16 protein-coding genes are annotated in these 19281 nt (G+C 72.3%); 7 read left to right on the top strand and 9 right to left on the bottom strand.

Translation table 11 applies throughout. The features are described from left to right. Positions 1-14 precede the first annotated feature (14 nt). From ADK66_RS01310 to ADK66_RS01300, 3 genes are all read right to left on the bottom strand, one after another. On the bottom strand, positions 15-584 hold the full coding sequence (locus ADK66_RS01310; RefSeq protein WP_157552169.1) for a TetR/AcrR family transcriptional regulator: 570 nt from the start codon (positions 582-584) through the stop codon (positions 15-17). 129 nt (positions 585-713) lie between these two features. Then, a complete protein-coding gene (locus ADK66_RS01305) occupies positions 714-3590 on the bottom strand; it encodes a hypothetical protein (protein WP_053651752.1) in 2877 nt (958 codons plus the stop codon). 2 nt (positions 3591-3592) lie between these two features. Then, positions 3593-5380 carry an HSP90 family protein gene (locus tag ADK66_RS01300; protein ID WP_053652338.1) on the bottom strand — a complete coding sequence of 596 codons (1788 nt, stop codon included), beginning with the start codon at positions 5378-5380 and terminating at the stop codon, positions 3593-3595. Positions 5381-5504: 124 nt separating this feature from the next. On the opposite strand from ADK66_RS01300, the gene ADK66_RS01295 reads away from it, so the two are divergent. Then, positions 5505-6770 carry an MFS transporter gene (locus ADK66_RS01295; protein WP_053651750.1) on the top strand — a complete coding sequence of 422 codons (1266 nt, stop codon included), beginning with the start codon at positions 5505-5507 and terminating at the stop codon, positions 6768-6770. Here ADK66_RS01295 and ADK66_RS01290 read toward each other — a convergent pair. Both ADK66_RS01290 and ADK66_RS01285 read right to left on the bottom strand, forming a co-directional pair. Then, positions 6664-7227, bottom strand: coding sequence for a VanZ family protein (locus tag ADK66_RS01290; protein WP_053651747.1), 564 nt, complete (start codon positions 7225-7227; stop codon positions 6664-6666). The genes ADK66_RS01295 and ADK66_RS01290 overlap by 107 nt on opposite strands. A gap of 9 nt (positions 7228-7236) precedes the next feature. Then, on the bottom strand, positions 7237-8385 hold the full coding sequence (locus ADK66_RS01285) for an FAD-dependent oxidoreductase (RefSeq protein WP_053652337.1): 1149 nt from the start codon (positions 8383-8385) through the stop codon (positions 7237-7239). A 106-nt stretch (positions 8386-8491) separates the two neighbouring features. Here ADK66_RS01285 and ADK66_RS01280 point away from each other — a divergent pair, with 106 nt between their 5' ends. From ADK66_RS01280 to ADK66_RS01270, 3 genes are all read left to right on the top strand, one after another. Next, positions 8492-9073 (top strand): TetR family transcriptional regulator, encoded by a 582-nt coding sequence (locus ADK66_RS01280; protein WP_053651745.1) that lies wholly within the window; start codon positions 8492-8494, stop codon positions 9071-9073. Between the two features lie 66 nt (positions 9074-9139). Next, the gene (locus ADK66_RS01275) at positions 9140-9682 is read left to right on the top strand and encodes a SigE family RNA polymerase sigma factor (protein WP_053651743.1); all 543 of its coding nucleotides are present in this window, start codon (positions 9140-9142) and stop codon (positions 9680-9682) included. Beyond that, positions 9679-10860, top strand: coding sequence for a hypothetical protein (locus ADK66_RS01270; protein ID WP_053651740.1), 1182 nt, complete (start codon positions 9679-9681; stop codon positions 10858-10860). The genes ADK66_RS01275 and ADK66_RS01270 overlap by 4 nt, the downstream gene beginning before the upstream one ends. Before the next feature lie 129 nt (positions 10861-10989). Here the strand turns inward: ADK66_RS01270 and ADK66_RS01265 are convergent, their stop codons facing one another. The 4 genes from ADK66_RS01265 to ADK66_RS01250 all read right to left on the bottom strand — a co-directional run bounded on the left by ADK66_RS01265 (position 10990) and on the right by ADK66_RS01250 (position 14917). After that, positions 10990-11892, bottom strand: coding sequence for a sulfurtransferase (locus ADK66_RS01265; RefSeq protein WP_053652336.1), 903 nt, complete (start codon positions 11890-11892; stop codon positions 10990-10992). Positions 11893-12018: 126 nt separating this feature from the next. Further along, complete coding sequence (locus ADK66_RS01260; RefSeq protein WP_157552131.1) at positions 12019-13611, bottom strand: hypothetical protein; 1593 nt, start codon at positions 13609-13611, stop codon at positions 12019-12021. 89 nt (positions 13612-13700) lie between these two features. Then, complete coding sequence (locus ADK66_RS01255; protein ID WP_053651736.1) at positions 13701-14147, bottom strand: hypothetical protein; 447 nt, start codon at positions 14145-14147, stop codon at positions 13701-13703. 2 nt (positions 14148-14149) lie between these two features. Next, positions 14150-14917 carry an SGNH/GDSL hydrolase family protein gene (locus ADK66_RS01250; RefSeq protein WP_053652335.1) on the bottom strand — a complete coding sequence of 256 codons (768 nt, stop codon included), beginning with the start codon at positions 14915-14917 and terminating at the stop codon, positions 14150-14152. Between the two features lie 296 nt (positions 14918-15213). Between ADK66_RS01250 and ADK66_RS01245 the strand changes: the two genes are divergently transcribed. The 3 genes from ADK66_RS01245 (at position 15214) to ADK66_RS01235 (ending at position 19249) form a co-directional block, all read left to right on the top strand. Continuing rightward, positions 15214-16353, top strand: a complete 1140-nt coding sequence (locus tag ADK66_RS01245; protein ID WP_053651735.1) for a transporter substrate-binding domain-containing protein — start codon at positions 15214-15216, stop codon at positions 16351-16353. After that, the gene (locus ADK66_RS01240) at positions 16317-17396 is read left to right on the top strand and encodes a hypothetical protein (RefSeq protein ID WP_053651734.1); all 1080 of its coding nucleotides are present in this window, start codon (positions 16317-16319) and stop codon (positions 17394-17396) included. Before ADK66_RS01245 ends, ADK66_RS01240 begins: the two co-directional genes overlap by 37 nt. Positions 17397-17467: 71 nt before the next feature. Further along, complete coding sequence (locus tag ADK66_RS01235; protein WP_053651732.1) at positions 17468-19249, top strand: proline--tRNA ligase; 1782 nt, start codon at positions 17468-17470, stop codon at positions 19247-19249. The last annotated feature ends 32 nt before the right edge of the window (positions 19250-19281 follow it).

Raw genomic sequence — 19281 nt, 5'->3', positions numbered from 1 at the left:
TCTGACGAGTCGGCTCAGGCGAGCAGCGCGGCGAGGGTGGCGTCGCGCAGCAACTCGGCCCGACGCTGCCGATCGACCTCGCCACCGAGGAACGGAGTCGAGTTCATCAGGCCGAAAGCGGCATGCGCCAGCACCCGCGCCTCACCGTCGGGCATGCCCGGGTGCAGCGCGGTAAGCACTGTCACCCACTCCTCGACATAGAGCCGCTGGAGCCGGCGGATGCGCCGCCGCGGCTCCTCCGGCAGGCGGTCCAACTCGTGCAGGTGCAGCGCGATCACCGCCGGGTTGGCAAGCGCGAACTCGACATGGAAGTCGATAAGCGACTCCAGCACGCCGCGCGGGTCGTCCGGGTGCCCGGCGGAGCGTTCCCGCCCGCCGGCCAGCAACCCTTCGCTGACCGGGATCAGCGCGGCGGCCAGCATGGCCTCCTTGCCGGCGAAATGGTGATAGAGCGCCGGACCGGTGACCCCCGCCGCCGCGCCGATGTCGTCCATCGACACACCGTGATAACCACGGGCGGCGAACAGCCCGACAGCGATCTCCAGGATCTCGTCCTTGCGGGACCGGCGCCGGCCCGCACCCACCGCGCCCCGCGCCTGCTGCTCCACCTTCACCGGGCAAGCGTAGACCGCGAACCGCGCCGGTTGGTTACCGGTCAGTTGCGCCCACCGACCGCCAGCCGCCCCTCGTCCGGCAGGGGCGGCCGGTGGCGGTCAGTCCTCGTCCAACTGGTGCTCCGCGCGCACCGCGGCGGCCTCCGTCGGCCGGTCCAGCAGGTCCAGCGCACGGGCCAGCAGCCAGGCCGTCTGGCGCACGGGCCGCGAGTCGGCGGGGAGCCCACCGAGCACGCGGCGCAGGAGTGGTTCGGCCTCCGCCGGCCGTTCCAGGCGCAGCAGCAGCTCGCCGGCCAGGATCTCCACCTGGATGGCCTCACCGAACGCCTCGATCGACCGCAACCGGTCGGGCACGCCGGCGATGCGTCGCAGTGCCTCGTCCGGTCGGTCCTCCCCGGTCAGCACCCGGGCGCCGACCTCGGCCACCATCGCCAGCTCGTAGGTCGCCGCCGGCTCCGTCCGCCCGGCCAGCTCCGCCGCCAGCGCGTCCACCAGCTCGACAGTACGCAGCGCCGCCTGCCGATCATCGGACCAGAACCAGGCGTACGCCTCCCGTCGGCGGGCCCGCAGCTCGTCCAGCCGCAGGTCGGCCAGTCGGTACGCCGTGGCGGCTGCGGCGAACCGCTCGGCGGCCGCCGCATCCCGGTCGGCGTCGTAGAGGATCCCACCGGCCTCCTCAAGCACCTGCCCCCGGTGCGGGAGATTGTCCGGTCCATCCAGGTTGTCGGCCAACTGGCCGAGCAGCGCCAGCGCCGGCTCGATCTCACCGAGCCCGGCGTAGACACCGGCCAGCAGGTGCCGGCAGCGGTCCGCCTCCGACTGGGCACCCATCCGGGCCAGACCGAGCACCGCTTCCTCGGCCACCTCGGCCGCCTCGGAGAGCCGACCCACCGTCCGGTACGCGATCGCCAACTCCCAGCGCAGGAACGCGTCGCCGTCGGCGCCCCGTTCCACGCAGAGCGTCACCGCCTCGACGAAGTCGTCCACAGCGTCGGCGGCCCGACCGGCGGCGAGCAGCGCCCGAGCCCTGGCGACCCGCACCGGCAGCTCCGCGTCCGGCGGCGCCCATCGCAGCGCCTCGTCGCAGGCGACCACCGCCTCCGCCGGATAGTCGACGGTCCGCGCGTACGCCAGGCAGGCAGCCGTCTGCAACTCACCGACGCCCAACTCCTCGGCGATCCGGCGGGCTGCTGCGGCGGCGACGCGGGCCTCCTCGATGCGGTCCAACTGCTCCAGCAGATGAGCACGGTGCAGCGCGATCCGGGTCGCCAGATGACTGTCGCCACCCGCGTCGGCCGGTGCCCGGTCGAGTGCCGCGAGGGCGTCCTCCCACCGTTCCCGGTGCAGCAGCGCCAACGCCAGCCGGTCGTACCCGGCCGCCCGCTGTCCGGCGTCACCGAGCCGGTCGAGCACCTCGACGGCCTCCCGGACCAGTGTCAACCCTTCCTCGGCGGTCTCGTCGGAGTGCGTCAACAGCACGCCGAGCCGCCCGGCAACCACCTGGGCGGGCACCTCCTCGGCCGCCTCCCGGTAGAGCTTGAGCGCGGCGCGGTTGATCTCGATGGCACCGTCGATGTCGTCCTCGTCGCCGCGCTCGGCCGCGCGCAGCGCCAACCGGTGTGCTGTCGTACCCGCCGGCAGGTCGGCAGCGCCGAACCGGTCGTCGAAGGCGGCCAGCGCCGCCCGGAAGGTGGCCCGCTCGTGGCGCCCCCAGCTCAGCTCCGCGAGATCCAGCAGGTCGTCCGGGCCGGCGTCGGCGGGCGGCTGGACGGCCGGCGGCTCGCCGACCCGGGCCTCCCTACCCTGCTCACCGGAGGACGACGCACCGGTCGCCGCGTCGGCCCCGGCCGGGCGGGCCGGGCGGGCCGGGCGACGGCGGACGCTCGCGGACAGCGGCAGGTGCTCGCCGCTCGGCCGCACGGCGAGCCTGCGGGTGATCCACTCCGACTGGTGGGTGGTGCCGTTGCGGGCGTCGAAGCGGGCGGCCAGCCCGGTCGCAGTCTCGGCCAGCTCGTCGGCCAACACCGACGCCGGCACCTCGGCCGCCGGCCGGCCCTCGGCTGCCCGGCGGTACACCGTCGACGCGCCGGCCTGGCGCAGCGCCGCGGCGCCGGCGGCCGCGAAATGCATGGCGGCGGCCGGGGACGGCGGCCGGTCCAGCCAGTCCAGGTGCCGCTCGATCAGCTCGACCGCCCGCGCCTCGTTTCCGGTCAACGTGCAGAACTCGACATGATCGCCGATGTCCCACAGGTCCGCGAGGTTGCCACGCAGCCGCCGGTACGCCTCCCGGTGCGCGTCCCGCGCCGCCTCACCCCGCCCGGTCCGCAGGTACGGCAGGAGCAGCGCGGTGAGGATCGCCTGTGGCTGCTCGGTGCAGGTGAGCCGGCCGGCGAGCACCGGCTCGGCAAGCGCCACAGCCTCCGCGTCCCGCCCCGTGTCGGCGAGGTAGCCGACCTGACTCGTCGGGTCACAGCCCGCGCAGTCGGAGAGGTCATCGCGGGGGGTCGTCTGCCAGAGCCGGTACCAGTGCGCGGCAGCCTCCGCGTCGCCCACATGGTCGGCCACCCGGAACCGATGCTTGTGGACGGTCTGCAGGCTGTGCCCGCCCGCCCGATAGCGCCGCTCCATGTCGTCGAGCACCGCGTACGTGCGGTCCAGTGGCACCTCGGGGAACTTCAGCAGGCCGGACACCATGTACTTGAAGTGCCACAGCAACTGGTGCAGGTGCCGCTGGTGGTAGGGCTGCGGGTCACGATCGAACTCCGACAGGCACCAGGAGAAGGTCACGAACGACTTCGCCGGCTCCCCGCCGTAGACGTACCCGGTGGTGGCCTGCATACGGGTGACGAAGGCGAGATGCCTGTCGTCGGCGGCGTCCACCCGTCGTAGCAACTGCTCCAGGGCGGCGATCTGCCCCGCCCCGTACGGCATGTCGGCGATGCCGCGAAGCACACGCCACAGATCCTCGCCGCTCATGCTCACTCCCGTCCCGGCACGGCCCGGCCGAGCAGGCCGAGGAAGGAATCGTTCAACAGGGCGGCGTCGGCCGCGCGGATCGGATGGTGGCCGAGCAGCAACGCCTGCCCGTACAGCGCCTCGACGGCGAGCCCCACAAGCTCCGGGTCGCTGAGCATGGCCACCCGGCGTACCAGCGGGTTGCGATGGTTGAGCACCAGTTGCGGGCGGTCCGGCGGGGCGGTCGCGGCGAGAGCGTCGAGCACGCCGCCCCACAGCTCGTCGGCCCGGTCCCGGCTGGCGGCGAGCTGGTCGTTGAACGCCGCCGACCGGCTGACCAGGTAGAGCGCGGGCAGCGAAACCGGGTCGTACGCCCGGACGACCACCTCGCAGCCGGAACGCTCGACGGCCCGCTGCGCGGCGGTGAGGAACGGCCGCAACGCCAACTCCACCTGCGGGTCCAGTGCCTCGAAACGGGTCGTGAGGTCGCTCGGCTCCAACCGCTCGATCAACACCGTGCGGTCCACCACCGGCAACCGCTCGATCAACTCGGTGTCGTACGTGTAGCCGGCGTTCACCACCGCCAGGTCCTGCGCGGCGGCCACCGCGGCGAGCTGGCGGAACTCGTCGAGGCTCGCCGCGTAGCGGACCACGCCGTAGCGCTCCCGGAACTCGGCGAGGGTGAGCGTGCCGACGTTGGTGTCCATCGGCCACCACCTGTCGACAAGCCGCAGCATCTCGTCGTCGTGCAACGCCAGCGCCTTCACCCCGAGGTGGTGCACCTGGAGGAACTCGGCAAGCCGGCGCGGCTCGTGCCGCGCCAACCGGACAAGCCAACCCCGGACCTGGTCGCCGAGCGCCTCCCGGGTCGCCGTCAGCAGGGTGTCCTCATAGAGGGCCTCCCGGCTTGCGGTGGGGCGCAGCTCGGTCGCGTCCACAACGCAGTGCGCGAAGAACGCCCAGTCCGGCAGCAGCCCGTCGGCGGTCTCGGTGAGCAGCATCCGCTTGAGGTAGACCCGGTGCCCGGCCCGGGCCGCCGGGTTCACCGGGGTGGGCAGGATGAAGGCGACACCTGTCAGCCCGGCCTCCGGCACGGCGAGCGGCAGCACGTCGAACGGGTCCACACCGAGCGTCTCCCGGGCGTACCCGACAAGCGCGGCGCGGTCCAGTGGTGCGCCGGGCGTGGTCGGCCACGGCGGTTCGCCGGTGGTGGTGACCACGTCGCCGACCCGGACGGTGACCGGCAGCAGCGAACCGAAGAGCCGCGCGAGGTCGGTGACCGTCGGAGTGGTGAACCACTGGTCGGCGTCCTGGCGGGGCACAAGCGTGACAGTGGTGCCCGGCTCGGCACGGGCGGCCTCGGTCGGCGCCACGGTAACCGCGTAGCGGCCGTCGGCGTACCCGGTCCAGCGGACCGTCGGGTTGTCGCCGTGCCGGGTGAGCACGTGGATCTCGTCGGCCACCAGGAAGCAGGAGAGCAGACCGATGCCGAACTGGCCGAGGAACTCGTGCCGGGAGAAGCCCAGCTCGTCGCGCTTCGAGCTGCGGCCGATGGTGGCCAGCAGTTCGTGCACCTGCGCCTCGGTCAGACCGATTCCTGTGTCGTGGATTCGCAGGGTGCCGTCACCGGTGCGCTCCGGTGGCTCGATGCGGATCAGCGCGGGCGCTTCCGGGTCTGCGGCACGTCGCGCGGTGATCGCGTCCACCGCGTTCTGCAGCAGCTCACGGACGTAGACCCGTGGGCTGCCGTAGAGGTGATGACTGAGCAGGTCGACCACGCCGCGTAGGTCGACCTGGAAGGTGTGGTCCACGCCTGATTTCTCCCCGATCCCGGTGCCGGCGCTCACCGTACCGACGTTCACGGGCCGGCGCGGCCCCCCTTTTCGCCACCGGCGGCTTGACCCTCGACCCTGTCGAACCGGCACGGTCGCCGGCATGACCTCCTCCGCTCTGGGCCGGGATTTCCGGCTCCTGTGGTCGGCCGCTGTCTCGTCCCGGTTCGGCGACGCGCTGCGTACCCCCGCTCTGGCTCTGCTGGCCGCGACGGTGACCCGTGATCCCCGGGTCATCGCGGCGGTCGCAGTGGCCGGGCTGTTGCCGCCGCTGCTGTTCGGCCTGCTCGGCGGCGTGTACGCGGACCGCTGGGACCGGCGTCGGGCCATGGCGCTTGTCGACGGGGTACGCGCAGTGGTGGTCGCGGCCCTGGCCGTGGCGGTCGCCCTCGACCGGTCGCCCGTCGTGGTGCTGCTTGTGGCGGCGTTCGTCCTCGCCACGCTGGGGACGCTCTTCGACTCGGCCTCGTTCGCGATGCTGCCCATGGTGGTTCCGCCGGACGCGCTGGCCCGCGCGAACGGGCGGCTACAGGCCGGAAGCGCTGTGGCTGGCGGCTTCCTCGGCGCGCCGGCTGCCGGCATCCTGTTCGCCGTCGCCCCCGCGCTCCCCTTTGCCGTCGACGCCGTCAGCTTCGCCGCGGCCGCCCTGCTCGTGCTGGCGCTGAGCCCGCCTCCCGCCGTGGCCTCGGCGACGCCGCCGAGGCGTGGCTCGGTGTGGAACGAGATCGCCGAGGGAGTGCGATGGCTGCGGGGTCACCGGACACTGTGGCGGGTCACGCTGCTCACGGCCGCGAGCAACCTGGCGATCAGCGGCATCGTGGCGGTGCAGGTGCTCTACGCGCTGGACGTGCTGCGGGTCCCGCCTGCCGGGTACGGGTTGTTCACAGCGGCCGCCATCGTGGGCGGCTTGACGGGGGCGCTCGGGGCGGGCCGGCTCGCCGCCCGGCTCGGCACGGTGTCCGCGCTGCTCGTTGTGCTCGCCGCGGAGACCGTCGCGCTCGCCGGGTTCGCGCTGGCCCGGCACCCGGTGTCGGGCGGGATCGCCTTGGCCGTCTTCGCCGCCGGCACTGTGGTGTGGAACAGCCTGTGGGCGTCGTACGGGCAGCAGCAGGTGCCGAGTGGGCTGCTCGGACGGGTGGGTGCCGCCCAGCGGATGGTCGGTCTGCTCACCGCTCCGGTCGGGGCGGCGCTGGCCGGGTTTGTGGCCGCCGCGTACGGGACGGTGCCGGTGATGGGCGGGGCAGCGGGCACGTTCGCACTTGTCACACTGGCGGCGTGGTGGGCACTACGGCCGGCCGCACCGACGCCGACGGTCGCGCCCACCAGCGACGCGACAGAAGCCCGGCCAGTGCCGCACCCGTCGCGTTGAGCAGCACGTCATCCACTGAGGACACCCGACCGAGGTCCAGCGCGTACTGGAGGAACTCGATGACCAGGGAACCGGCGGCACCGAGCAGGAAGAGCCTGCTGACGCTGGCGAGGGCGGCGAAGCGTACCGGGGCGAAGAAGCCCAACGCGGCGAAGACCAGCAGGTTGCCGACCACCTGCACCACGGCGGTCGCCGGCGGGGCGGTGAGCAGGTCGGCCAGGTCGCGCAGCGGCACCAGGTGGACGTCGCGGGGGGCGGGACGCGGCGCGAGGGTCATCCACACCCAGGGCAGGGTGCCGGCGACGGCGCCCACCTCGGCGACGCCGCGTCGCCGTGCCGCGCGGTCCGACGGTTCCCGCCGCGCGCGGGCGAGGCGCACGATGACAAGGGCCAGCAGCGCAAGGCCGGCCAGCACGGTGAACAGCACGGCGCACCAGTCCCGCCAGACCTGATCCATCGGCGCAGACTAGCCCGGGGTCCGTTCCCTGTGGGACAGCCCGGACAGGCGCAGTGCGACATTCCGGCGGACCGGCGGCACTGCGCCGATCAGCCGGAGCAGCACATCGCGGGCCGGCCGGCGCACCGGGGAGGCGGTCGCCAGCCGGGTCAGGCCGGCGGCGAGGCTCAGCACGTCCTCGGCCATCGGGCGCTGGCGGGCGCTGTAGTCGTCGAGCAACGTCTCCGAACCGCCGGCGAGCACGTCGGCCAGCGCGGTACCGGCGGCGACCGCGTCGCAGATGCCGAGGTTCATGCCCTGCCCACCGGCGGGGCTGTGGACGTGTCCGGAGTCGCCGGCCAGCAGCACCGGCCCGGAGCGGAAGGTGTCGGCGATCCGGTGGTGCACCCGGAAGCGGGAGCCCCAGAGCACGTCGGTCACCCGGTCGGGCCGCCGCGCCGGGCCCCGTTCGTCGAGCAGTGCCTGGAGGTACGCCCGGTCCGGGTCTGTCGGCGGCGTCGGCACGGCAGCGACAAGCCGGACCACCCCGTCCGGGAGGGGCGCCCAGACCAGCGGTCCGGAACGGGCGAGGAAGAGGGCCACCTCGTCGCACGGCAGCGAGCTGTCCACCCGCACGTCGGCGAGCGCGAAGGACTCCAGGTCGCTGGGGCCTGTGAAGCCGATGCCGGCGGCCTGCCTCACGGTGCTGTGCAGGCCGTCCGCGCCGACCACGTACCGGGCGCGCAGAGGCTCCCCGTCCACCTGCGCGAGCACCCCGTCGCCGGTCCGGGCAAGGCCGGTCAGCCGGCTCGGTCGCCGCACCCGCACGCCGAGGTCGGCCAGCTGCCCGGCGAGCACCTCCTCGGTGACGGACTGGGAGACCAGCAGCGCGTAGGGAAAGCGGGACGGCAGGTCGTGGAACGGAACTCTCAGGAGCACCCGGTCCCGGTCGCGCACTGTGAAGCCCGGCGACCGCACACCCTGGGCGACAAGCGGCGCTGCGGCGCCGACCAGGTCCAGCACCTCAAGGGTGTACGCGTGCACGACCGCCGCGCGGGAGGTCATGGGCGGCTCGGCCTGTTGGTCGAGCACTGTCACGTCGACGCCGCGGCGGGCCAGCGTCAGTGCGGTGGCGAGGCCGGTGGGGCCTGCTCCCACCACCAGAACGTCGGTGCTCATGGCCACCTCCGGTTCGGTTTGCCAACGACCGTTGGCAAACACTTGTTGGCAACGTTAGGGCTGGTGCCCCTTGAGTGTCAACAAGCGTTGGCATACGGTCGTTGACATGACAGAGACGGCGCCCCGGACCCAACCCCGCCGCTCGGACACCACCCGCGCGGCGATCCTGCGAGCCGCCCGGGAGCGGTTCGCCGCCGACGGGTACGAACGGGCCACGATCCGGGCCATCGCCGCCGACGCGAAGATCGACCCGTCGATGGTCATGCGCTACTACGGCAGCAAGGAGGGGCTGTTCGCGGCGGCTGCCGAATTCGACCTGCGGCTGCCCGACCTCACCGCCGTACCGGCCGGGCAACTGGGCGAGACGCTGGTCCGGCACTTCCTCACCCGCTGGGAGGGCGACGAGACACTGGTGGCGCTGCTGCGGGCCGCCAGCACCAACCCGGGCGCTGCCGAACGCATGCGCGGGATCTTCGCCGACCAGCTCACCGCGGCCGTTGCCACCTTCGGCACCGACCCGGCGACAACCGGCCGCCGCGCCGGCCTGGTCGCCAGCCAGATCCTCGGCCTCGCCTTCACCCGCTACATCGTTCGCCTGCCGCCCATGGTGGACCTGGCACCGGAGGAACTGGTTTCCTGGATCGCACCGACCCTCCAGCGCTACCTGACCGGGCGGGTCGAGAACTGACCCAACCTTTTGCCCCTCGCCATGCGTCTGCCAGGTGACGCACCGCGACAGCCGGGAGGGGGGCGGATGGCACCGACGGCGAACGACGGCCGCGACGGCTACCTCGCCTTCGTGGAGAGCCACCAGCACCGGCTGCTCCGCGCGGCGTACCTGATCTGCGGTAATCGACACCAGGCCGAGGACCTCCTCCAGGACGCCCTGCTGAAGCTGGCGCTGCGCTGGACCTCGGTACGCGACGGCGACCCCGCCGCCTACGTGCGGGCCATCCTCTACCGCGACGCCGTGTCCTGGTGGCGTCGTCGACGCCGGGAGTGGCTGAGCGCCGCGCCGCCGGACCAGGCGACCCGCGACCGCGACGGCGCGCTGCGGCTGGCGCTGCACGACGCGCTGGGACAACTCCCGCCCCGGCAGCGGGCCGTCCTGGTCCTGCGCTACTACGAGGACCTGACCGAGGTCGCCACTGCCGAAGCGCTCGGCGTGACAGTCGGCACCGTGAAGAGCCAGTGCCACAGCGCCCTGCGCCGACTCCGCGAGGTGGCACCGGACCTCGCCCCGCCCACCCGAGCGCACTCGGGCGACCTGGCAACCGGTGTGGAGGTGAACCCGTGAACGAACAGGACCTGCGACGACTGCTCACCGTCAGCGTCGAGGACGTCCTACCCAGCCAACCGGCGTCGGCAGGCTGGGATCGGGCACGGCGTACCCGGCGTACCCGGAGGACTGTCGGCGCGGTCGTCATGGCCGTGGCGCTCGTCGGCGGCGGCACCGTGGCCGCGCTGCGCCCGCCCGCCAGCCCGCCGCCGGGACACCCTGTGACACCGACCGTCGAGGCGACCCACGCTGGTCCCGTGCAGCACCCGCCGGCGGAGCTGACCTACCCACCCGATCCGCTGTCGCGGCTCGGTGACCAGGCGACAGTGCGGCTGTCCGAGCGTCCGGTCCAGCGGGCGCTGGCGCTGTACCAACCCCTTGACGACCAGTACCGCGCGGACGGCCCGGTCCGGGTCCTCGGCGACGACGGCGTGGTGCGCAGTCTCGACGTGGTGACGCTGGCGCCAACCCGGGACCGGGACGGCAACGAGGCGCCCGCCGTGAAACCGGGCGTGCTGTCGCCGGACGGCCGGTGGGCCGCCTTCGCGCAGACCAACGAGCTGGTCATGGTCGACCTCACCAAGGCGGGCGTACGTCGCGTCCCGCTCGACGGCTACCTGGAGTTGGTGGTCTGGGCGAACGACCGGGTGCTTGTCGGCGGCGACGGCCGGACGTACGCGGTGCAGCGCGACACCGAGGCGGCGAGCACCATCGACGTGTCGGCCTGGGACCTGGCGGTACCCGACCCGGAGGCGGGACGCGAGGCCGCGCTGATCGAGACGGGCGGCCAGCGGGACGGCCTGACGTTGCGCAGCCGGACCGCCCGCGAGGGCGCACTCCGCTCCGAAGAACGCGTCACTGGCGAACTGCTGCCCGCCCCCTACCAGGTGAACGAGTTCTACGGCCGGGGCTGGCTGCACGGCGACCGGGTGGCCCGCGCTGCCTGGATCACCAACGACAGAATCGACGGCGCCGAGGGAGTGGCGGTGCTGGACGCCCGCACAGGCGCGGTGGCCCACGTGCTCGACCTCGGCCGGGACCGGGCGAAGGGCTGCTGCGAGGTGCTGGGCTGGGACAAGCAGGGTGCCGTGCTGCTCCGCCTCGAACCGGCGGGCCTGGCACGGTGGCACCCGGAGACCGGCGAGATCACTGGCGTGCTCCGCGACCGCGCCGGCATCGTGGCGCTGGCCGGCTGACCGCTCGCACGCCCGGCTGACCCGCTCGTGCGTCCGGCCGGCTGGCGCCCTCGTGCGTCCGGCCGGCTGGCGCGTGACAGCGCTCAGCCGGCCGGGTCGTGCACGTGTCCGCCCACGCGGCGGGCTTGTTCAGGCGGCGATACCGCCGGGCTGGTCACCCTTCACGACAGGTGCCCGGACCAGGTTGCCCCACTCGGTCCACGAACCGTCGTAGTTGCGCACCTGCGGGTAGCCCAGCAGGTGCCGCAGCACGAACCAGGTGTGGCTGGACCGCTCGCCGATCCGGCAGTACGCGATCACGTCGTCGTCCGGGCTGAGCCCGAGCTGGTCGGCGTAGATGGCGCGCAGCTCGTCGGCGGACCGGAACGTGCCGTCCTCGTTCGCGGCGGACTTCCACGGCTTGTTGACAGCGCCCGGGATGTGCCCGCCGCGCAGCGCGCCCTCCTGCGGGTAGTCCGGCATGTGCAGCATCTCGCCCGTGTACTCCCCCGGGGACCGGACGTCGACGAGCGGCCGTCCGACGGCGATGTGCGCCATCACCTGCTCGCGGAACGCCCGCAGCGGCGCGTCGTCGCGCAGCGGCACCGGGTAGTCGGCGCGCGGCCGGTTCGGCTTGTCACGGGTCAGCTCGCGCCCCTCGGCGACCCACTTCTGCCGGCCGCCGTCGAGCAGTCGCACATCGACGTGGCCGAAGAGCGAGAACACCCAGAGGGCGTACGCGGCCCACCAGTTGAAGTTGTCGCCGTAGAAGACGACAGTGTCGCCCCGGCCAATGCCCTTGGCGGCGCACATCTCGGCGAAGCGCGTGGCATCGAGGTAGTCCCGGGTCACCTGGTCGTTCAGGTCGAGGTGCCAGTCGACCTTCACGGCGCCGGGGATGTGCCCGGATTCGTAGAGCAGCACGTCCTCGTCGGACTCGACCACGACGAGGCCATCGTCGCCCAGGTGCTCGGCCAGCCACTCGGTGGTGACCAGCCGCTGCGGGTCCGCGTACGACTGGAGGCGGGGATCAGGATCGTTCGGCACAGACATGATCCCCAAGGTACGCCGCTCCACGGCCGGACGGCCCGCCATCGAGCATCGAGGGCCACAGGTGTGGCCGAGAACGCGCCCGGCCCACCACCCGGGCAGGGTGACGGGCCGGGCTTCACACTGGCTCTAACTGGCTGCGGGCTGCTCAGCGACCCCGAAGATCCAGAGGGCTGCCGCGGTCTCGATGCCGTCCTGGTTGACGCCGACGACTTCGAGCAGGAACCAGCCGGCCTCCGTCGGCATCCAGGTCACCGACGCGCTGCCGTCGGCGTTGGCCGGCACGGTGCCGGCCTGGTCGTTGAAGGAGTAGCGGTAGCTGACCGTGCCGGGCACAACCGGGGTGAATGTGAACACCCCGGGCACGCCGGGCCCACCGCCTTCGGTGAACTCCTGGTAGACGGTCGCGGAGATGGTCGGCGCGGTGTAGGCAGCCGAGAATTGGTAGTTGGTGACCGGAGACTGGTTGCCAACGGCATCCAGGCTCCACACCTGGATAGTGTTCGGGCCGCTGCGGGGGTTCAGCGTCACCGTGGCCGAGCCGCCGGGTCGGTCGGCGGTCACCTTGCCGGGAGCACCGGCGTTGAGCTGGTAGGCGAATCCGGCTACGTCCGACGTGCCTTCGGCGTCGAAGGTGAACGTCCCCGACAGCGCGGGTGCCGGCGTTCCGTCGACCGGGAAGTCGGTGGAGGAGACGGTCGGTGCCGTTGCCGGACCCTCGTAGTCGGTACGGAAGTAGCAGACCGGACTCCACTCACCGGTGGCCCGGCTGTCCGCCGCGCGCACCTGCCAGGCGTAGACCCGGTCGTGCTCGAACAGGGAGGGAATATCCCGGTACCGGCCCACCGCCCGCTGACCGTCGCGGGAGAAATCGATGCGTTCCACCCGGGCGTCCGGCTCGTCGACCGGCCAGAGTGCGAACGTCGCGGTGAGCTCGTCCGTCCCGCCGGTGTCGGTGAGATCCTTGTCGTGCAGGACCGCCGAGAGATCCAGCTGTCGGAACGGCAGCACCTGGTACGGCTCGGCGACCGTGCAGTTCGTGCCCTTCGCCGTCTGCAGATCGGTCGGCACACCCGGCGGGTAGTTGTGGTCGATGGAGAGGCCGACCTGGCTCGCATACTTCCGGGCCAACGTCGGGTCCTTCTCGACCTCGACCGGGAGCCGGAGCGAGAGGGTGAGCGTCGACTTGCCCTCGGCGAGGGCCTGACGCAGCCCTTCCGTGGCGTCGAACCCGACGTAGGGCGCCGGGCACCCGGACTGGGCAGGCATCGCCGTGGCGTCGATCCGCGCCAGGTCGACCGGGGGCTTCGCCCAACTGGAGCGGGAGATGTACGGCTCCGTGCGCCACAGCTCCACCTCGGGCCGCTTGGCGCAGTCGCCCGCCCCGGTCTCCTTCGCATTGAACTTGGCGAGTTCGATGACCGCACCGCGGTAGGCGGTGATGTCGAAGGTGAAGTACGCCCGCGAGGTGTGCGGACGCCGCTTGCTGTCGAGCCAGGTGCCGACGGACACGTCGCCGGCCTCATCGATGTTGATCTTCTTTGGCCGCTCGGAGTCGGTCCAGGCCCAGGAGGTGTTGTTCTCGAAGCGCACGTCGTACGCGGCGGCCGGCGTGGCGGTCGAGACGACCACCATCCCGACGGCCACCAGCATCGACAGTGTGGCGGCCAACAAGGGACGCCCCGGTGAGCGGGGCGATGTCGTACCAGGTATGAGGGTCATCCCTCATCCACCTTTCCCCGATTGTCCCCGTGCTCGATCGACGGGGGCAGCGGATGTTATCCACCGGGAAGGACGTTCGGCGATCCCTTTCAGGCGCGTCGGTGCACGATCCGGCCGGCGGCCACTGTCACCAGGCAGGTGCCGTCGGCGTCGTGCACCGCCAGGTCGGCCCGTCCACCTGGATGCAGGTGCGGCGGCACGGGTGCGGACAGCACGAGCAGGTCACTTCTGTCGACGGCGGCCCGCAGCACCGGGTCGGTCAGGTGCTCGGCCAGCACCGTCGTCACCCCGTGCCGCAACAGCGCGTGCACCCGCTCGCGCGGGGTGGGCGCCATGGGCAGTGGCCCGTCGTGCGTCAACCCCGGCCCCAGCGTGCCTGGCCAACGGCGAACACGCACACCGGCGTACGCCTCGATCAACTCGGCCAGCGGACCCACTGCCTCGACCCGGTCGCCACCGACAAGCACGGCGTGGCCCGGCACCGCCTCGCCGTCGGGGGTACGCCGCAGCAGGGGCGCGGTGTGCAGGGTGCGCACGCTCAGTCGACGATCGGCCCGAGCAGCGGACGCTTCGCGGTCACCGTGTCGCCGGACGAGCGGCCGGTGAGCCGCCGCTTGATCCACGGGGCGAGGTGCCGGCCGGCCCAGCGCAGGTCGGCCGCGCGGGCTGCGAGCCACGGCGACGGGGCCGGGTGCGGCGGAACCATCAGCCACTCCTCGTCGCAGCCCACGCCGAGCGCGTTCAACACCTGCCCGGCGACCCGCCGGTGCCCGAACTCGGACAGGTGCAGCCGGTCGGTGCTCCAGAGCATCGGGTTGAGGAAGGTGTCGTCGGCGTACAGGTCGACGAGGATGGCGCCGTGCCGCTCGGCGGTCTCACCGACCGCCTGGTTGAGCAACTCCACCCGGGGGGCGACGAGGCGCTGGCCGGGCAGCCGGGCCATCACGTCGGCGAACCGGAAGAGCAGGACGTCCGCGCCGCCCGAGCGCAGTTGGCGAACCACGTCGTCGAAGCGGGTGACGATCCTTTCCGGGTCGAAGGTGCGGCGCAACACGTCGTTTCCGCCGGCCGCGAAGCTGATCAGGTCGGGCTTCATCGCCACCGCGGCGGGCACCTGCTCGGCGACCACGCTGGGAAAGAGGCGACCCCGGATGGCCAGGTTTGCGTAGCGGAAGTCGGGGCCGGCCTCGGCCGCCAGCCGGGTCGCCACCAGGTCCGCCCAACCCCGGTAGGTGCCATCGGGGTACGCGTCGTCCATTCCCTCGGTGAAGCTGTCCCCGACCGCGACATAACTGCGCCAGCGCACCCGCGTCTCCCTCACGCCACCCCGTTGCTTGCGGCGACCAGTCTGTCACCGCTGACGCGACGGACGATGCCCCGGAGGGGCGACGTGGCGGACGTCATCCGTTCTGAGGATCAATGCGATGCCGGTCGGTGCGATGCCGGTCCGTGCGACGCCGGTCGGTGCGACGCCGGTCGGTGCGACCCGCCGGGAGCGCACCGGATGTGAGTCGACAATCCGGCTCGCGTCGGGTCGCCCCGGCTCGCATCCAGGGCTCACAATGGAGGGCCGGTCACCAGGCCGCGCAGCGGGAGGCCTACTTGAGTCAGGCAAGCGAACCGAACCCCGCCGGGCCAGCCCCGGCGGACACCACCTCGCCACGCACCGCCCGGAGTCGCCAGATCCGCCTCGTGGGGCTCACTGTCGCGCTTGCCGTCCTGGTGGCGGCCCTTGTCCCGATCGTGCTCGCCGCCGGTCCCCCGACCCGCGACGAACTGCTCGAACAGGCCGGCATGAAGGGTAAGCAACAGCTCGTCATCGGGGTGAAGGACGACCAGCCCGGCATCTCCCAGCGCTTCGGCAACAACGTCTGGAAGGGCTTCGACGTCGACATCGCCTACATGATCGCCGGGTTCCTCGGGTTCGATCATTCCCAGGTGCGGTTCCTGCCGATCGAGAGCGAGGACCGGGCCCGTCGACAGGCCCGCGACAACGACGGCTTCGTCACTGTCGACCTGGTCATCGCCTCGTACAGCATCAACGACAAGCGCGTGGACGAGGGCGCTGTCTTCTCCTCCTCGTACCTGCACACCGAGCAGTCGGTGGTGACCTTGAAGAGCTTCAAGGGCCAGGTGAGCAGCCTGGAGGACCTGAGCGGGCGGACGGTGTGCTCGCTCACCACGTCGACGTCCATCCAGCGCCTCGGTGAGGCCGGCGCCAAGCCGACAGGCCGCAACCGGATCAGCGAGTGCATCCAGATGCTGTACGACGGCACGGTCGAGGCGGTCACCACCGACGCTGCGATCCTCGCCGGCTTCGTCACCGGCGACCGGCCCGACGACAGCGGTCAGCGCTTCCCGGTCACGCTCCGCAACGTCAAGCCCTTGCAGCACTGGGACATCGGCTCGTCGCCCCAGGAGAGGTGGGGTATCAACACCGGCCCCAACAAGGCGCTGCGCGACCTTGTCGACCTCGCGCTCTACGTCTCGGCCAACGACGAGGAGGACTCGACCTGGGAGGACGCGTACAACACCAACCTCCGCTGGCAGCAGGGATACAACCTCCCGCAGCCGGTCGCGGAACAGCAGCAACCCGAGGCGAGGAAGGTGGAGGTGCGACAGTGGCCGTGGGAGAGGATCGCACAACCCGCCCCGGCGCACCCCGGATCGCCAGCAACCCCGCCAACGCGGGCCGTCCGCGTCGGATGGCGGGGGCGCGGCAGGCGCAGCAGTGGCTGCTGACCCTCCTGCCCACATTCCCCGTCCTGCTCCTGGTGCTGCGGCTGTGGCAGCTCAGCCGGCAGGACATGTCCACGATGCTGCTGCTTGTGCAGTACGTGAGCCCGCTCGGTCTGCTCAGCGCCCTGTTGATCGCCCTGGTGTGGGCGTTCCCCGTTGTCGTGTTGACGTTCGGGGTGCTCGGCCGACTGCTCCGGCTCAGCGCCCCTGACCGTTTCGACCCGGAACGGTCGCTGCTGGCTTCCCTGACGGCGCGTACCCCCGGTTGGGTGCTCACCGCCGCTGTCGCGCTGGGGGCGCTCACCTGGCAGCTGCGTTTCCTGCCGGCGCTGCTGATGCTGGGTCTGTGGCTGCTCGCGCTGCGCACCCGCTACCTGCACCCGCAGGAACCGACGCGGATCCTGCTGGTCAGTGTGGCGCTGCCGCTGGCGGCGGCGATCCTGGCGTACAGCCTGCTGGGTCCGGCGATCTGGACGGCGCTCCGGGAGGGCGAGTGGGCCACCGCGGCGCTGCTGGCGGTGCCACCCGTCACCACAGTGGTGGTCACCGGCCCGATCCCCGGCTGGATCGCCCCGGCGCTGACCCACGGTCTGGCGTTCACTGTCGCCGCCGTGCTTCCGCTGGTGATGGGCGCGGTCTTCCTCCGGGTGCCGCTGCTGCCCACCGCCGCGATCGAGGTGGCGCCGAAGGCGGCGGTCGGGACGCCGCGCACGGAGGCCCCGGACCCGACGGCGAGCCCGCCGCCAGATCTCACGGCGGCCCCGCCGCCGGCCAGCGGGGCCGGTACGGAGGTGGTGCTCGGGGCGCTCATCACTGTCACCGACACGTCGACGATCGTGCTGGACCAAACCGCCGGTGTGCGGTTCCTGCCGAACGGCCAGGTCCAGTCGCAGGTCCTCTGCCCGCAGGCGGCAGCGGCGCCCTACAGCCTGGTGTCGGTGCGCGGCTGGCCAGTGGAGGAGACCGCCCTGGAGTGGATGATGCCCCGACGACCGCTTACCGACCCGGACATGCGCTGCGCGGGCCGCCTACCCGGCGCGAAGTAACACGGGCCGACGCCCCGGCGCGAGGTGAATTTGAGTCGTCGTGGTCGACGCGTGCGTTCTACGCTGCGCCCATGCTGCTTCGCATGTCGACCCTGTTGCTGCGGACCCTGCGCGAGGATCCGGCCGACGCGGAGGTGCCGAGCCATCGGCTGCTGCTGCGCGCCGGTTACATCCGCCGCGCCGCATCGGGCGGCTACACCTGGCTGCCGCTGGGCAAGCTGGTGCTGGACCGGATCACCGAGGTGGTGCGGGGCGAACTGTTCGCGATCGGCGACCAGGAGGTGCACTTCCCGGCGCTGCTACCCGCCGAGCCGTACCAGACCAGCGGCCGGTGGGCGGAGTACGGCGACGACATCTTCACCCTCGCCGACCGGCGCGGCGCCGAGCACCTGCTGGCGCCCACCCACGAGGAGATGGCGGCGCTGCTCGTCAAGGACCTGTTCACCTCGTACCGGGACTTCCCGGTGACGTTGTTCCAGGTGCAGACGAAGTTCCGCGACGAGGCACGGCCCCGGGCAGGGCTGCTGCGCGGCCGGGAGTTCCTGATGAAGGACGCGTACTCCTTCGACCTGGACGACGAAGGGCTGCGGGAGGCGTACGCCCGGCACCGGGCGGCGTACCGGCGGATCTTCGACCGGCTGGGCCTGGACTACACGGTGGTGCACGCGATGTCCGGCGCGATGGGCGGCTCGGCGTCGGAGGAGTTCCTTGCCACGACGCCGGTCGGCGAGGACACGTTCGTGGGCTGCACGACCTGCGACTACGCGGCGAACACCGAGGCGGTCGTCACGCGGGCGCCGGCCGCCGCTGATCCGGTCGCGCAGCCTGCCGTCGAGGTGCACGACACTCCCGAGACGCCGACGATCGCCAGCCTCGTGGAGTTGGCCAACGCCCGCCGGCTGGGCGGCCGGGACGACTGGACAGCCGCCGCCACCCTCAAGAACGTCGTGCTGACTGTGCGGCAGCCGGGCGCCGAGCGGGCCGAGCCCTTGGTGATCGGGTTGCCCGGTGACCGGGAGGTCGACCTGAAGCGGGTCGGCGCGGCCCTGCACCCGGCACAGGTCGCCGTCTTCGACGAGTGGGCCGAGCATCCGGAACTGGTACGCGGGTACATCGGCCCGCAGGGGCTCGACAAGCTGGGCGTCCGCTACCTGGTCGACCCGCGGGTGGCACCCGGCTCGGCGTGGCTGACCGGCGCGAACGAGCCGGGTCGACACGCGACCGGTGTGGTGTCCGGACGGGACTTCACACCGGACGGCACGATCGAGGCGGCCGAGGTACGCGCCGGCGACCCCTGCCCCGACTGCGCCGACGGCGAGTTGACGATCCGGCGGGGCATCGAGATCGGGCACATCTTCCAGCTCGGCCGCCGGTTCACCGACGCGTTCGCTGTCGACGTGCTCGGCCCTGCCGGCAAACCCGTCCGGCCCACGATGGGCTGCTACGGCATCGGGATCTCCCGGGCCGTGGCGGCGATCGCCGAGCAGCACCACGACGACAGGGGGCTCTGCTGGCCGGCAGCGATCGCGCCGTGCGACGTACACCTGGTGGTTGCGGGTAAGGGGCCGCAGCTCGACGCGGCGCTGGAGCTCGGCGGACGCCTCGCCGCAGCCGGCGTGCGCGTGCTTGTCGACGACCGGACGCACGTGTCGGCCGGTGTGAAGTTCACCGACGCCGAGCTGATCGGCATCCCGCGCAGCGTCGTGGTCGGCCGCCGCCTGACCGACGGGTACGTCGAGTTGCGTGCGCGGGTCGGCGACGGCCGCGTGGAATTGCCGTTGGACGGTCTGGTGGAGCGCATCGTCCACGAAGTACACAGCGAACGTGGGAACCTGGGTGTAGCCGCCAGGTGACGGGGGTACCGCAGGTCGGTCGGGTGGGAAAA

Origin of the sequence: Micromonospora sp. NRRL B-16802 (genome assembly GCF_001279555.1) — a bacterium.
Lineage (GTDB): Bacteria > Actinomycetota > Actinomycetes > Mycobacteriales > Micromonosporaceae > Micromonospora > Micromonospora profundi.
Note: the sequence above shows the minus strand (reverse complement) of the source record. Positions and strands in the feature narration are given on the sequence as shown.

Excerpts from the sequence above, each read along its gene's own strand:
- ADK66_RS01305 (WP_053651752.1), bottom strand. The coding sequence starts at position 3,590 with ATGAGCGGCGAGGATCTGTGGCGTGTGCTTCGCGGCATCGCCGACATG.
- ADK66_RS01295 (WP_053651750.1), top strand. The coding sequence starts at position 5,505 with ATGACCTCCTCCGCTCTGGGCCGGGATTTCCGGCTCCTGTGGTCGGCC.
- ADK66_RS01290 (WP_053651747.1), bottom strand. The coding sequence starts at position 7,227 with ATGGATCAGGTCTGGCGGGACTGGTGCGCCGTGCTGTTCACCGTGCTG.
- ADK66_RS01285 (WP_053652337.1), bottom strand. The coding sequence starts at position 8,385 with ATGAGCACCGACGTTCTGGTGGTGGGAGCAGGCCCCACCGGCCTCGCC.
- ADK66_RS01280 (WP_053651745.1), top strand. The coding sequence starts at position 8,492 with ATGACAGAGACGGCGCCCCGGACCCAACCCCGCCGCTCGGACACCACC.
- ADK66_RS01275 (WP_053651743.1), top strand. The coding sequence starts at position 9,140 with ATGGCACCGACGGCGAACGACGGCCGCGACGGCTACCTCGCCTTCGTG.
- ADK66_RS01265 (WP_053652336.1), bottom strand. The coding sequence starts at position 11,892 with ATGTCTGTGCCGAACGATCCTGATCCCCGCCTCCAGTCGTACGCGGAC.
- ADK66_RS01260 (WP_157552131.1), bottom strand. The coding sequence starts at position 13,611 with ATGACCCTCATACCTGGTACGACATCGCCCCGCTCACCGGGGCGTCCC.
- ADK66_RS01240 (WP_053651734.1), top strand. The coding sequence starts at position 16,317 with ATGGCGGGGGCGCGGCAGGCGCAGCAGTGGCTGCTGACCCTCCTGCCC.
- ADK66_RS01235 (WP_053651732.1), top strand. The coding sequence starts at position 17,468 with ATGCTGCTTCGCATGTCGACCCTGTTGCTGCGGACCCTGCGCGAGGAT.